Origin of the sequence: Paenarthrobacter sp. 22069, assembly GCF_052046035.1 — a bacterium.
Taxonomy (GTDB): domain Bacteria; phylum Actinomycetota; class Actinomycetes; order Actinomycetales; family Micrococcaceae; genus Arthrobacter.
In genome coordinates this window covers 108,675-121,151 of sequence record NZ_JBQEQF010000006.1, presented here as the reverse complement: position 1 = coordinate 121,151, position 12,477 = coordinate 108,675, and the positions used below count along the sequence as shown (strand labels likewise).

Below are 12,477 nucleotides of genomic sequence, written 5' to 3'. Positions count from 1 at the left end.
TCACTCCTCATCACCTTCTGCGCCCAGCGCCTCGTTTTCGGTCCAGGTCCGCTTGGGCCCGGTCAGGACAATGTCCCAGTTGTAGCCCAGCGCCCACTCGGGCTCGGTGAGGCTGTGGTCGTAGGTGGCCACCAGCCGGTCGCGGGCGTCCTGGTCCACGATGGTCTGGTAGATCGGGTCCAGCGGGAAGAGCTGGTCACCGGGGAAGTACATCTGCGTGATGATGCGCTGCGTGAACTCGGTGCCGAACAGCGAGAAGTGGATGTGCGCGGGGCGCCACGCGTTCAGGTGGTTCTTCCACGGATAGGCGCCGGGCTTGATGGTGATGAAGCGGTAGGAGCCGTCCGGGCCGGTGATGCAGCGGCCGATGCCGGTGAAGTTGGGGTCGATCGGGGCCGGGTGCTGGTCACGCTTGTGGATGTAGCGGCCGGAGGAGTTGGCCTGCCAGATCTCCACGAGCTGGCCCGCCACCGGGCGGCCGTCGCCGTCCAGGACCTTGCCGGAGACGATGATCCGTTCGCCCAGCGGTTCGCCGTTGTGCTGGATGGTCAGGTCCGATTCCAGGGCGTGCACGTCCTGGTGCCCGAAGGCCGGCGAGTAAAGCTCGATGGTCTCGGGGTCCGCGTGCTGCAGGCTCTTGGTGGGGTGACGCAGGATGCTGCTGCGGTACGGAGGGTAGTCCAGGCGCGGCTGGATCTCCGGCTGGCCGCCGTCCTTGAGGGCGCGCCGGTAAGCCTCGCCGATGGCGGTGATCTCTGCACTGAGATCCGCCTGCGACTCGACGGCCTTGTCCAGTTGGTGGGCAGCCTTCGGTTCGGCCGGGGGCACGAGTTCCTCCGACTCCAGCTCTGCTGTGATGTCTTCCGGCACGGCTGGCTCCTTTCTGATTTGTTGGTTGTCTTGCGTCATGCCTTGCTGGTCTACGGGGTCCGGTGCAGTGAGTCGTACTGCACGGCGTGCCGCACCGGCGCGTTGGGGGCGCCGTAGCCGTCGTAGTTGCCGCGGCGCTCCACCATTTCGAAGAACACGCTGCCCACGGTGGCCGTGTAGAAGTGCAGGAACTCCCCGTCGGCGTCGCGGTCGAAGAGCAGGTTGAATTCCTGCAGGGTGGCCAGGAACCCGGGTTCCAGGTCGAACCGGGCGTCCAGGTCCTCGTAGTAGTTGGCCGGGATCTGCAGGAATTCCAGGCCACGGTCCCGGGCGGCCCGGGCGGTGGCCACCAAGTCCTCCACGGCGAAAGCGATGTGCTCCTGGTAGGTCTTGCGTGCCTCGTTCGTTGCCTGCTGGATGGGCGCCAGGTTGAGGACGAGCCGGACCGCCGCGTCGGAGGTCTGCATGACCTGCGAGCGGACCAGGCCGCTGGGGCTGGGCACCTCCGCGAAGGGCTGTGGTTCCAGGGCCAGGGCGCTGGTGTAGAAGAGGACGGCTTCGTCGAAGTGCTGCCACGGCTGGGCGAGGTTGACGTGGTCGATCACGGCGGTGGCTTCGGTGGAAGGGTGTTCCAGCCCTTCCCCGAACTCCTGCGTCCATGCGGCGGTGCCGTCGGGGCTGCCCTGGCACAGGAAGATTTCGGTGGAGTCCGGGGCGGAGATACCTTGGAAGACTTCCTCGTCCGCCTGGACTTTGCGGGCCACCACGGGCGCCTTGAGCTGCTGGGCCCGCGCGGAGGCAATCACGGGGGAATCGACGTCGAACCCCAACGCGGCAATGGCCGGCTCCATGTGGCGTGCGGCCTGTTCGTTGATGATCACCCGCGCCTGGCCCATCGTCCACAGCTGGACATCCTTGGTGCGGTGCCGGCCCTGGAACCCGAAGCCCAGCTGGCCCAGGAGCTTCTCCAGCTGCGCGGTGTCGTCCGCCTTCACCTCGGCGAAGTTGAAGCCGGCAGGCTCGTTCACCTTGGGCAGGGTGGCCAGTTCCATGGGATAACGACGGCGGATGGCGGCTCCGGCGCCGGCGGCACCTTCGGCGTCAGCCAGCCACTTGGCGCTCTGCTCTTCCAGCCAGATCAGGGAGCGCATGGCGTCGACGGCGGTCCGCTCGACGTCGGACTGCCGGAAGACGTCATTGAAGACCTCAAGCGAGACCGGCCCGGTGTAGCCGGCGCGGACCACGTGGCCCATGAATTTGGCGAGTTCGAACTGGCCCTCGCCGGGGAACACGCGGTAATGGCGGCTCCAGGAGAGGACGTCCATGGAGAGCTTGGGGGCGTCCGCCACCTGGACGAAGAAGATCTTTTCCGGGTTGAAGGCCTCGATGTGGGAGGTGTCCCAGTCCCGGGAGAGGATGTGGAAGGAGTCCAGGCAGGTGCCCAGGTTTGGGTGGTCCACCATCTCCACCAGCCGGTAGGCATGCTCGTAGTCGTTGACGTATTTGCCCCAGGCCAGCGCTTCGTAGGCCACTTTCACGCCGTGGTCGCCGGCCAGGTTGGCCAGCTGCGCCAGCTGTTCGGCACGGAGGCCGTCGTCGTCGATGGTGGCGGTGGCAACGTTGGAGCAGACCAGGATGGTGTCCATGCCCAGGCGTGCCATGAGCTTGAACTTGGCCTCCGCCCTGCGGAGGTTGGCCTTGAGCAGGTCCGGGGTGACGCTGTCGAAGTCGCGGAAGGGCTGGTAGAGGTCCAGGCCCAGGCCCAGGTCGGCGGCCATGGTCCGCACCTGCCCAGGGCTGAGCGGTGAGGTGACCAGGTCCTGCTCAAAGATTTCGATGCCGTCGAAGCCCGCGATCGCGCAGGCCTGCATCTTCTCCTTCAGGGTGCCCGACAGGCATACGGTGGCGATTCCGGTGCGCATCAGGCCGCCACCTCCTCGGCGGCCACGAGTTCCAGGAAATGGGCCCGCATGCGGTCCGGGTTGGCATCCAACCCGGTGAAGATCCGAAACGCGTCGGCGGCCTGGCCAACTGCCATCCGGCCGCCGTCCAGGACCTCGCAGCCCTTGGCGCGGGCGCCGCGGACCAACTCGGTCTCGATTGGCCGGTAGACGATGTCGGCCACCCAGTGGCGCGCGTCCAGCAGGTCCAGGTCCAGCGGCACGCCGGGGTGGGCAGCCATGCCCACCGGCGTGCAGTGCACCAGGCCGTCTGCCTGGCGCATCAGCTGCGGCAGCTCCGTCGTCGCGCCTGCCGTTACCGTGCTGTTGGGAAAGAAGCCCTGCAGTTCGGCGGCGCGTTCCGCGGCGCGGCCCGGGTCCACATCCACCAGGTGCAGCGTCCGCACGCCGGCGGTCAGCAGGGCGTAGGCGACGGCGGAGCCGGCACCGCCGGCGCCAAGCTGGACCACGTGGTCCAGCTTTGCCCCGGGCAGGCCTGAGGCCAGTGCGGCAGCGAAGCCGGAAAAGTCGGTGTTGTGGCCGATGAAGCGGCCGTGGCGGATGACCACGGTGTTGACGGCGCCCAGGCGGCGGGCATCGGGGGAGACTTCGTCCAGATGCTCAAGGACCAGCTGCTTGCACGGGTGGGTGATGTTCAAGCCGTTGAAGCCCAGGGTCCGGGCGCTGTGCAGGATGGCGCCCACCGATTCCCCGGTCAGCCCCAGTTCCAGCAGGTCGATGGGCCGGTACAGGTAGCGCAGGCCCTGCACGTCACCTTCCCGTTCGTGCATGGGCGGGGTGAGCGACGGCGTAACGCCGTCTCCAACCAGTCCCACAAGGTAGGACTCAGTTCGAATACTCATCCGTGCAGCTCCTTTGATAACGGCACCGGGGCATCCACGAAGAGGCACACCGGTGATAGGGATTACAGTACAGCAATTGTTCACTGGCCGCACTAGTGTTCGAGATACGAACGCATTCGACCGTCAGGCCCGTTGGGGGAGGCGGGCGGCAAGCTCTGCCGCAGCCTCCTCCAGGACGGGGACGTGGGCCTCCAGCTCCTCAAGGCTGAGGCGGAAGACGGGGACTGCGGTGGCCAGGGAGGCGAAGGCGTGGCCCTGGCCGTTGAGCAGCGGCACTGCCACGGCGCGCATACCGGCTTCATTCTCCTCATCCATGACGGCGTAGCCGCGGCGCCGCACGTCCTCGATCTCTGCACGGAATGCGTCCCGGTCCGTGATGGAGCGTGGGGTGAGGTGCTCAAGCGGAAGTTCCGCAAGCAGGCGCTCCCGCTCACCCTCCTCGGCGAACGCCACCAGGGCTTTGCCTACGGCGGTCGTGGAGAGCGAGCCCAAGTGGCCGGGATCGCTGGTCACGCGGAAGGTCTGCGGTCCATCCACCTTGCTGACGGTCAAGTGGTGCAGGCCGTCGCGGACGCTGAGGATGGTGGCCTCGCCGGTCTGCTCGGTGACACGGCGGAGGATCGGCATGGCCGTCCCCGCGAAACCATGATGGTTGGAAACGCGCTGTCCCAACTGGAAGATGCGCAGGCCAAGGTGGTAGCGGCGGCCGTCCGGCTCGTAGTCGACAAAGCCGTCGCGGGTCAGGGAGCCGAGCAGGCGGTAGGTGGTGCTGAACGGAAGTTCCGCGCGGCGGGAAATTTCCGCGGCACTGGCGCCCCGGGGTTCGTCGCCCAGCAGGACAAGCAGGCCAAGGGCCTTGCCCACCATGTCGGTACGGTCTGCAGGCTTGGTGGCAGCTTTGGGTTCGGGCGGCATGGCATTGACTGGCTCTGCGCCCGCGGCAACAGCGGATTCGTCAGCGGCCGCTGTGGTTTGGTTCACACTCATATCTCGATGTTGCCACAATGTGAGAGCTATTTCTAGATCGTGATTATTTTCTTGACAGGTGACTGCCCTCACAGTCATAGTTTCTGTATCGCACAAGTAGCTCCCACCATGTGGCTACTCACGCCGGGTCTTCTTCCGGACTCCAGCCGCACCGCGCCCCGCCCGCATCAAGGCAGCGGCGGCTGCGACGCCCCAGATCCATCCGCGACAATGTCGTCACACCAAAGGAACACCATGAGCCAGACACTTCCGTCCGCAGAGGCGGGTGCCCTCACCCCCGCCGGGACGCCGAAAAAGGCGGCCCTCGCCAGCTTCCTGGGCAGCGCCGTCGAGTACTACGACTTCTTCATCTTCGGCTCCGCCGCGGCGCTGATCTTCCCGAAGGTCTTCTTCCCGGACGCCGACGCCAACGCTGCCATCATGTCGTTCGCGACCTTCGGGTTCGCGTACGTGGCCCGCCCCATCGGCGCGATCATCCTGGGCCACTTCGGTGACCGAGTGGGCCGCCGCAAGGTCCTGATGTTCACCCTGCTGCTCATGGGTGCGTCCACGTTCGTCATCGGCTGCCTGCCTGACTTCCGCACCGTGGGCTGGTGGGCCCCGGCGCTGCTGGTGCTGGCCCGCCTGTGCCAGGGCCTCTCGGCTGCGGGTGAGCAGGCCGGCGCTTCCTCGATGACCCTGGAGCATGCACCGGACAACCGCCGCTCCTTCTTCACCTCCTGGACCCTCACCGGCACCCAGGGCGGCCAGATCCTCGCAGCACTCGTCTTCATCCCCGTCCTTGCCCTGCCGGATGAGATCAAGTACGGCATCGGCTGGCGCATCCCGTTCTGGCTCAGCGCCGCCGTCGTGGTTGTTGCCTTCCTGATCCGCCGCACCCTGCACGAGCCGCCCGCGTTCGAGGAAGCCCAGAAGAGCGCCCAGATCGCCAAACTGCCGGTCGCTGACCTGCTCAAGGGCCACTGGCGCGACGTCCTCCGCGTGATCTGCTGCGCCTTCATCGCTGCCGTCTCCACCGTGTTCGGCACGCTGGCCATCAGCTACGCCAAGACCGTGGCCGGCGTTGACGGCACCACCACCCTGTGGCTCGTCGTTGGTGCGAACCTGGTGGCCCTCGGCACCCAGCCGCTGTTCGGCAAGCTCGCTGACAGGATCGGCCGCAAACCGGTCTTCGTCTATGGGGCGGTGGCCAGCGCGATCCTCACTCCGCTGTTCCTGCTCAGCCTCGAATCCCACAGCATCCCGCTGATGTTCGTTGCAGCCATTGGTTTCTTCTCCTTCGGCTACGCGGCGTCCAACGCGGTCTGGCCCTCCTTCTACGCGGAGATGTTCAGCACCAAGGTTCGCTTCTCCGGCCTGGCCATCGGAACCCAGCTCGGGTTCCTGATGGCAGGGTTCGCGCCGGCCATCGTGGCGGCCATGGGAGGCGTCCAGGCCGGCGGCTGGGTCCAGATCAGCATCTTCACCGCCGTCATCTGCGCCATTGCCGCCATTTCGGCCCTGACCGCCAAGGAGACCTTCCGGACCCCCACCAAGCTGCTGGGCGTGAAGTAGGCACCGGAGCGTTCACACCAGCCCGGTATTCAGGCCGGAGAGCCCGCCATTCCCCCAAATGGCGGGCTCTCCCCCTTTAAAACTGGGCCAGTCTGTGACAACCGAGAGCCTGCCGCTACCCCCGGCCGGTCTCCAGCACCGAGGCGAGATCGAAGTTCACCGGCTCCTCCAGCTGCGCGTACGTGCAGGATTCCGGCTCCCGGTCCGGCCGCCAGCGGTTGAACTGCGCGGTGTGGCGGAACCGCTCACCTTCCATGTGGTCGTAGCGGACCTCCACCACCAGTTCGGGGCGCAGCGGCACGAAGGAGAGGTCCTTGCCGGCGCTCCACCGGCTGCCTTCGGCGTTCCGCGGCGTCCTCTCCCCTTCTTCCTGCTTGGCCCAGGCCCAGGGGTGGTTGTCGAAGTCCGTCACCAGCGGCTGGAGCTGTTCAAACAGTTCCTGCCGCCGCTTCATGGGGAAGGCGCCAATCACGCCTACGCTGGCCAGGCCGCCGTCGTCCTTGTAGAGGCCCAGCAGAAGCGAGCCGATGGCATCCGGTCCGCTCTTGTGCAGCCGGTAGCCGGCCACGACGCAATCGGCGGTCCGCTCGTGCTTGACCTTGAACATCACCCGCTTGTCCGGCTCGTACCGGCCGTCCAGCCGCTTGGCCACGATGCCGTCCAGCCCGGCCCCCTCGAACTGCTCGAACCACTGCCCTGCGGTGTCCTTGTCCGTGGTGGCGGCCGTCAGGTGCACCGGAGACTTGCTGGCTGCGAGCGCCTTCTCCAGCGCAGCCCGCCGCTCCGAAAAAGGCCTTCCGGTGTAGTCGTCGTCGCCCAGGGCCAGCAGGTCGAAGGCGACGAAGGATGCCGGGGTCTGCTCGGCGAGGAGCTTCACCCGGCTGGCCGCCGGATGGATGCGCTGCTGCAGGGCATCGAAGTCGAGCCGGTCCCCGGAGGCGCCTATCAGGATGATCTCCCCGTCCACAACGCAGCGCGGGGGCAGGTTCTCCTTGAGCGCGGCCACCAGTTCCGGAAAGTAGCGGGTCATGGGTTTTTCGTTGCGGCTGCCGATCTCCAGGTCATCACCGTCACGGAAAATGATGGACCGGAAGCCGTCCCACTTGGGTTCGTAGCTGAGGCCACCGCTTCCCGGAACGCCGTCAATGCCGCTGACGGCCTTGGCGAGCATGGGCGGGACGGGCGGCATCACGGGAAGTTCCATGTGCCCATTCTTGCCCGGCGGACGCCCCGGAGGGTAGGGCGGCGCGGATGCCGGGCCTTGTCAGGCGGCCAGGAGCCAGACAATCAGGACCAGGACCGGGGCAGCGGCGGCCGTTGAGAGCAGGATCGTTTCGCGCGCCACGGCCACCCCGCGCCCGTACTTGCTGGCGAACAGGAACACGTTCTGGGCGGACGGAAGCGCCGCCATGAGCACCACGCCCAGGAGCATGCGGTGGTCCAGGTTGAAGAGGAAGCGTCCGACGGCGAACGCCACCGCGGGCATCACGGCGGACTTCAACGCCGTGGCCGTAAGAATTTCCGCCGTGTGGCCGCCGCTCCGGAGCATCCGGGTTCCGTGCAGCGACATACCGAACGCCAGCAGCACCACCGGCACGGCGGCGCCGCCCAGGAGCGTCAGCGGTGCCATCACCGGTCCAGGCAGCTGCACGTGAAGCGCGGCCAGGACCACGCCCAGCAGCGAGGCGATGATCATCGGGTTGCGGAACGGCTGGGTCAGCATCAGCCGGGGTGAAAACCGGCCGGCCTGGGAGAGGTCCAGCAGGGTCAGGACCAGCGGGGCGAACAGGAGCAGCTGCACCAGCAGGACGGGGGCCACGGGGGTGGCGTCCCCCAGGGCGTACAGCGTGATGGGGATGCCGATGTTGTTGGCGTTGACGTACGAACCGGCCATGGCGCCGACGGCGGTTTCCGCCATCGGCCTCCGGAACCAGATGCGGCTGGCGGCCACGTACAGCAGCGCCGTGACCGCGGCGGTAATAATGGCCAGTGGAACATAGGCGGAGAACACCACGGACAGATCCGACTTGAGTACTACGGTGAAGAGGAGCACCGGGTTGGTGATGAAGAAGGCGGTCCGGGTCAATGCCGAGATGGTGGGTTCGTCCCCCAGTCCGCAGCGCGCAGCAATGTATCCGACGGCAATGACGACGCCGATCACCGCCAGTCCGACCAGCACACCTCCCACGCGGGGTACGTCCTTCCCTTCCGCTGCACCCTGCACCGCCGCAGAGCCAAGTACTACAAGCCTCAAACTTATCGGACAAGCTGGCCCTGGCCGGACAAAGCTGACGTGTTGGACAAACTGGACAATGCCCCGCGAACCATGCGCCGACGTCGTGCGTTTGTGAAAAGATCAACCATGCACGCCATGCAGCACTCCAGCAAACTCCGGGACGTCCGCTACGAACTCCGCGGACCCATCCTCCAGGCCGCCAAGAACATGGAAGCCGAAGGGCACCGCATCCTCAAGATGAACCTCGGGGACACCGCACCGTTCGGGCTGGAGGCGCCGGAGTCCGTGGTGGTGGACATGATCCACCACCTCCGCGGGGCGCAGGGCTACAGCGATTCAAAGGGCATTTTCACGGCCCGGACCGCCATCTCGCAGTACTACCAGACCCGCGGACTGATGAACATCGGGGTCGAGGACATCGTGATCGGCAACGGCGTCAGCGAACTCATCTCCATGTGCCTGCAGGCGTTCATGGAAAACGGCGACCAGATCCTGGTCCCCGCACCGGACTACCCCCTCTGGACCGCCGCGGTGACCCTGACAGGCGGCAAGCCCGTGCACTACCTCTGCGACGAAGCGGAGAACTGGTGGCCGGACATGGCGGACGTCGAGGCGAAGATCACCAGCCGCACCAAGGGCATCGTGATCATCAACCCGAACAATCCCACGGGCGCGGTGTACCCCCGCCACATCCTGGAGCAGTTCGCCGACCTGGCCCGCAAGCACAACCTGGTCCTGTTCTCTGACGAAATCTATGAAAAGGTGCTGTACGGCGAAGCCCGGCACATCCACACCGCTGCCGTGGCTGAAGACCTGTGCTGCCTTACCTTCAGCGGCCTGTCCAAGGCGTACCGGATGCCCGGCTACCGCGCAGGATGGGTGGCCATCACCGGTCCGCGGGCCGCCACCGAAGGCTTCCGGGAAGCGCTGGAACTGCTGGCCTCACTGCGCCTGTGCGCCAATGTCCCCGCGCAGCACGCCATCCAGACCTGCCTGGGCGGCTACCAGAGCATCGAGGCGCTGGTGAAGCCGGGCGGCCGGCTCCGCGAGCAGCGGGACCTCGCCCACCGGCTCCTCACCGCCATTCCCGGCGTCACCTGCGTCCCGGCGTCGGGCGCCATGTACCTCTTCCCGCGCCTGGACCCTGAGGTCTACCCCATCACCAGCGACGAACAGTTCGTCCTGGACCTGCTCCGGGACCAGAAAATCCTGATTTCGCACGGCTCCGCGTTCAACTGGCCCACGCCGGACCACTTCCGCTTCGTGATCCTGCCTTCGGTGCTGGAGATCGAGGAAGCGGTGGACAGGATCGCCAGCTTCCTGGCTGCCTACCGCGGCGGCGGCGACGCCTGAAACGGCAACGGCTCCTAGAACTAACCGCGAACTAACCGCGGGGAAACCGGTACGCAACATTTGCCGCCCACACTGGGTAGTGCAGGCAAGAGCCGGCACCAGCTCCAGCCAGGAGGCCCCCGATGTTGAAGAAAGCGACCCCGCATGTAACCAGAGTCCGCGCCCTGGACCAGCTCCACCGCGGTGACGAAATCGAAGCCCGCCTCTCCGTGGGCCCGTCCTACGACGACGTGGTGATCCGCCGCGGCAGCGTGCAGGAAACGGCGCCCGGCATCGGAGTGGTGTGGATCCTGGACCGGATCACGGGGGTCCGGAAAGCGATCAATGCGGACGAGTGCACCGTCTGGCGCGTTGCATAGAAGCTGGAAACCGGACGCGGGAACCACGGGCGTAGTCAGTAAGGACTGCCCGCCGCCCCGCATCTGGCCCCTCCGCTAGCCGCCGGCCACGGACTGGATCACCAAAACCTCCTGGCCCGGAGACACCCAGGTGTCCAGGCCCTGCAGCCGCCGCACCTCGTCGCCGTCGACATATACGTTGACGAACCTCCGCAGCGCACCCGTCTCATCCCGGAGCCGCCGGCCCAGCACCGCATACTCCGCGGCGACGGCATCGAGCAGGCTTGCCACCGTAACAGGTCCGTCGGCGGGCGCAGTCAGTACGGACTGCCCGCCGGCCAGGGGCTGCAGGACGCTGGGTAGCAGAATCGAAATCTCAGGCACCGGCCACCATGGCCGCCCTGACGCACAGGACATCGGGCAGGTGGGAAGCCACCTCCGTGAACGTCTCACCTTCGTCCGCACTCGCATACACCGTCCCGCCCCGCGTGCCGAAGTAGACGCCGGCCGGTTCCGCCGTATCCACCGAGGCCGCGTCCCGGAGCACGCTGTTGTATTCGCGCTCGGGAAGGCCGGTACTGAGCCGCTTCCAGCTGTTGCCGGCGTCGTCCGTGCGGTGGACGGCAAGCTTTCCGTCGGGCGGGATCCGTTCGCCGTCGGCCTTCAGCGGGACAACCCACGCCGTGCCCTCCCTGCGGGGGTGGGTCAACATCACAAACCCAAAGTCGGCAGGCAGGCCCTCCGCGATGGACTTCCAGTTCTCTGCGTTGTCGTCCGTCCGGTAGACGCCGTGGTGGTTCTGGGCGTACAGGCGCCCTGCCACCGCGGAATCGGCAGCTATCTTGTGCACGCACTGGCCAAACTCCGGGTTGGGGTCCGGCATGAAGTAGGCCGAGATGCCTTTGTTGCGCGCTTCCCAGGAGGTGCCGCCGTCGAGCGAGCGGTAGACGCCACCGGTACTCATGGCCACGTGCACGGTCTCCCCGGCGGGGTCCACCACGATCGAATGCGCCGCCGCGCCGCCGTAGCCCGCTCCCCATTCACTGCGGTGCGGGTGGTCCCACAATCCGCGGTTGAGCTCGAAGTGCTCCCCTCCGTCCGTGGACTTCCACACGGATATCGGTTCGGCTCCCGCCCACACCACCCCGGGACGGGACTCCGCATCCGGGTAGATCTGCCACACACGTTCCAAGGCCGCACCCGTGTCCTCCGGGAACGTGATGGCGCCCTGCTCCGGCTCCGTCCAGGTCTCCCCCAGGTCATCCGAGTGGGCCACCGTGGGCCCCCAGTGCGGGCTGCGGACACCCACCAGGATCCGGGTGCGGCCTTCCCTGGTGTCGATACCGATGCTGGGAATCTCCGCCATGAAGAAATGCGGGCCCGTGAAGGACCATTCCTGCCGGTCCTGGCTCGTGGCCAGCCACAGGCCTTTCTTGGTGCCGATTGCGAGGAGATGTTTTGCCGCCGTTGCCATGCGCTCCATGCAACCACCGCAGGGGTCCGGCCGCAATGGTTTCCACTGCTGCGGTTTCCCCCGGAAAGCGGCCTGGGGTCAGTCGACGAACTCAGACTGCGTCTCGATGAAGTCCCAGTCGGCGTCGGTGAGGACGGCGGCCGGGTTGCCGGGATGTGGGCCGCCGGCTTCGGCGATGCCCTGGAGGACCGGGAGCGGCAGTTCCCCGGCGCGCAGGTTCCCGCGCAGCCATTCCTTGCTATCGAGGTCCAGGTCCAGCCACCACATGAAGATTTCCATGATGCACCCTCCTTGGGTCAGTTAAAACGGTAGGCCCGCCCTGTGGGGGTGGACAAGGTGCCGGAGGGGAAGCAGGTGTGTTGGAGCGCGGTTAGGGTACCGGCAAGTAACGTGGGCCCGCCGCACCGGAAAAAGACGAGTACCTCCTACTGGCGACTGCCGCGGAAGGCCCCCCTAGCCTGAAATCTCACGCAAGCTGACCGTGCTGCTGGGGCATACGGCGTCATCGCTGGCCTCTCCTCGCCATGGTCCGTTTCACACACATATGGGGAGAAGAAATGAAACGCACCTTAGCAACAATGGGGGTGGTAGGGCTCGGCCTTATCAGCCTTACAGCGCCTGCCATCGCGGCTTCCGACCAGGCGGTGCTCGCCCACTCGGATGGAGGCGCCCTGATACCGCTCGAACTCAATGTCAACGGCACAGGCGGCGGCAACGGCGGAGGTACCGGCAACGGCGGCGGCAACGGCGGCACCAACAACGGCGGCGGCAACGGCGGAGGTACCGACAACGGCGGCGGCAACGGCGGCACCAACAACGGCGGCGGCAACGGCGGCGGCGGAGGCACCAACAACGGCGGCGG

The 12,477-nt window shown here is 66.7% G+C and carries 12 protein-coding genes and 1 pseudogene; 4 read left to right on the top strand and 9 right to left on the bottom strand.

What is annotated here, in order from left to right; genetic code table 11:
* From pcaH to ACTJK0_RS06645, 4 genes are all read right to left on the bottom strand, one after another.
* On the bottom strand, positions 1-870 hold the full coding sequence (pcaH, locus tag ACTJK0_RS06660; RefSeq protein WP_440744689.1) for a protocatechuate 3,4-dioxygenase subunit beta: 870 nt from the start codon (positions 868-870) through the stop codon (positions 1-3).
* A gap of 50 nt (positions 871-920) precedes the next feature.
* Complete coding sequence (locus tag ACTJK0_RS06655; protein ID WP_440744688.1) at positions 921-2,792, bottom strand: bifunctional sugar phosphate isomerase/epimerase/4-hydroxyphenylpyruvate dioxygenase family protein; 1,872 nt, start codon at positions 2,790-2,792, stop codon at positions 921-923.
* The gene (locus ACTJK0_RS06650; protein ID WP_440744687.1) at positions 2,792-3,673 is read right to left on the bottom strand and encodes a shikimate dehydrogenase; all 882 of its coding nucleotides are present in this window, start codon (positions 3,671-3,673) and stop codon (positions 2,792-2,794) included. The genes ACTJK0_RS06655 and ACTJK0_RS06650 overlap by 1 nt, the downstream gene beginning before the upstream one ends.
* Positions 3,674-3,796: 123 nt before the next feature.
* Positions 3,797-4,660 (bottom strand): IclR family transcriptional regulator, encoded by an 864-nt coding sequence (locus tag ACTJK0_RS06645; RefSeq protein WP_440744686.1) that lies wholly within the window; start codon positions 4,658-4,660, stop codon positions 3,797-3,799.
* A gap of 234 nt (positions 4,661-4,894) precedes the next feature.
* On the opposite strand from ACTJK0_RS06645, the gene ACTJK0_RS06640 reads away from it, so the two are divergent.
* A complete protein-coding gene (locus ACTJK0_RS06640; protein WP_440744685.1) occupies positions 4,895-6,214 on the top strand; it encodes an MFS transporter in 1,320 nt (439 codons plus the stop codon).
* A 115-nt stretch (positions 6,215-6,329) separates the two neighbouring features.
* Here ACTJK0_RS06640 and ACTJK0_RS06635 read toward each other — a convergent pair whose 3' ends face one another.
* Positions 6,330-7,418, bottom strand: a complete 1,089-nt coding sequence (locus ACTJK0_RS06635; RefSeq protein ID WP_110545542.1) for an ATP-dependent DNA ligase — start codon at positions 7,416-7,418, stop codon at positions 6,330-6,332.
* Positions 7,419-7,478: 60 nt separating this feature from the next.
* The gene (locus tag ACTJK0_RS06630) at positions 7,479-8,402 is read right to left on the bottom strand and encodes an AEC family transporter (RefSeq protein ID WP_110545544.1); all 924 of its coding nucleotides are present in this window, start codon (positions 8,400-8,402) and stop codon (positions 7,479-7,481) included.
* A 174-nt stretch (positions 8,403-8,576) separates the two neighbouring features.
* Here ACTJK0_RS06630 and ACTJK0_RS06625 point away from each other — a divergent pair, with 174 nt between their 5' ends.
* Positions 8,577-9,803, top strand: coding sequence for a pyridoxal phosphate-dependent aminotransferase (locus ACTJK0_RS06625; RefSeq protein WP_440744684.1), 1,227 nt, complete (start codon positions 8,577-8,579; stop codon positions 9,801-9,803).
* A 122-nt stretch (positions 9,804-9,925) separates the two neighbouring features.
* Positions 9,926-10,162, top strand: a complete 237-nt coding sequence (locus tag ACTJK0_RS06620) for a hypothetical protein (protein WP_110545548.1) — start codon at positions 9,926-9,928, stop codon at positions 10,160-10,162.
* Positions 10,163-10,237: 75 nt separating this feature from the next.
* Here ACTJK0_RS06620 and ACTJK0_RS06615 read toward each other — a convergent pair whose 3' ends face one another.
* The 3 genes from ACTJK0_RS06615 to ACTJK0_RS06605 form a co-directional block, all read right to left on the bottom strand.
* Positions 10,238-10,558, bottom strand: coding sequence for a MoaD/ThiS family protein (locus ACTJK0_RS06615; protein ID WP_440744683.1), 321 nt, complete (start codon positions 10,556-10,558; stop codon positions 10,238-10,240).
* On the bottom strand, positions 10,518-11,624 hold the full coding sequence (locus ACTJK0_RS06610) for a WD40/YVTN/BNR-like repeat-containing protein (protein ID WP_440744682.1): 1,107 nt from the start codon (positions 11,622-11,624) through the stop codon (positions 10,518-10,520). Before ACTJK0_RS06610 ends, ACTJK0_RS06615 begins: the two co-directional genes overlap by 41 nt.
* Before the next feature lie 69 nt (positions 11,625-11,693).
* On the bottom strand, positions 11,694-11,894 hold the full coding sequence (locus tag ACTJK0_RS06605) for a hypothetical protein (RefSeq protein WP_440744681.1): 201 nt from the start codon (positions 11,892-11,894) through the stop codon (positions 11,694-11,696).
* Between the two features lie 278 nt (positions 11,895-12,172).
* Here ACTJK0_RS06605 and ACTJK0_RS06600 point away from each other — a divergent pair.
* Positions 12,173-12,477 (top strand): annotated as a pseudogene (locus ACTJK0_RS06600) (hypothetical protein); the annotation flags it as partial.

Excerpts from the sequence above, each read along its gene's own strand:
- ACTJK0_RS06635 (WP_110545542.1), bottom strand. The coding sequence starts at position 7,418 with ATGGAACTTCCCGTGATGCCGCCCGTCCCGCCCATGCTCGCCAAGGCC.
- ACTJK0_RS06615 (WP_440744683.1), bottom strand. The coding sequence starts at position 10,558 with ATGTCCTGTGCGTCAGGGCGGCCATGGTGGCCGGTGCCTGAGATTTCG.
- ACTJK0_RS06640 (WP_440744685.1), top strand. The coding sequence starts at position 4,895 with ATGAGCCAGACACTTCCGTCCGCAGAGGCGGGTGCCCTCACCCCCGCC.
- ACTJK0_RS06610 (WP_440744682.1), bottom strand. The coding sequence starts at position 11,624 with ATGGAGCGCATGGCAACGGCGGCAAAACATCTCCTCGCAATCGGCACC.
- ACTJK0_RS06625 (WP_440744684.1), top strand. The coding sequence starts at position 8,577 with ATGCACGCCATGCAGCACTCCAGCAAACTCCGGGACGTCCGCTACGAA.
- ACTJK0_RS06655 (WP_440744688.1), bottom strand. The coding sequence starts at position 2,792 with ATGCGCACCGGAATCGCCACCGTATGCCTGTCGGGCACCCTGAAGGAG.
- ACTJK0_RS06645 (WP_440744686.1), bottom strand. The coding sequence starts at position 4,660 with ATGAGTGTGAACCAAACCACAGCGGCCGCTGACGAATCCGCTGTTGCC.
- ACTJK0_RS06605 (WP_440744681.1), bottom strand. The coding sequence starts at position 11,894 with ATGGAAATCTTCATGTGGTGGCTGGACCTGGACCTCGATAGCAAGGAA.
- ACTJK0_RS06650 (WP_440744687.1), bottom strand. The coding sequence starts at position 3,673 with ATGAGTATTCGAACTGAGTCCTACCTTGTGGGACTGGTTGGAGACGGC.
- ACTJK0_RS06620 (WP_110545548.1), top strand. The coding sequence starts at position 9,926 with ATGTTGAAGAAAGCGACCCCGCATGTAACCAGAGTCCGCGCCCTGGAC.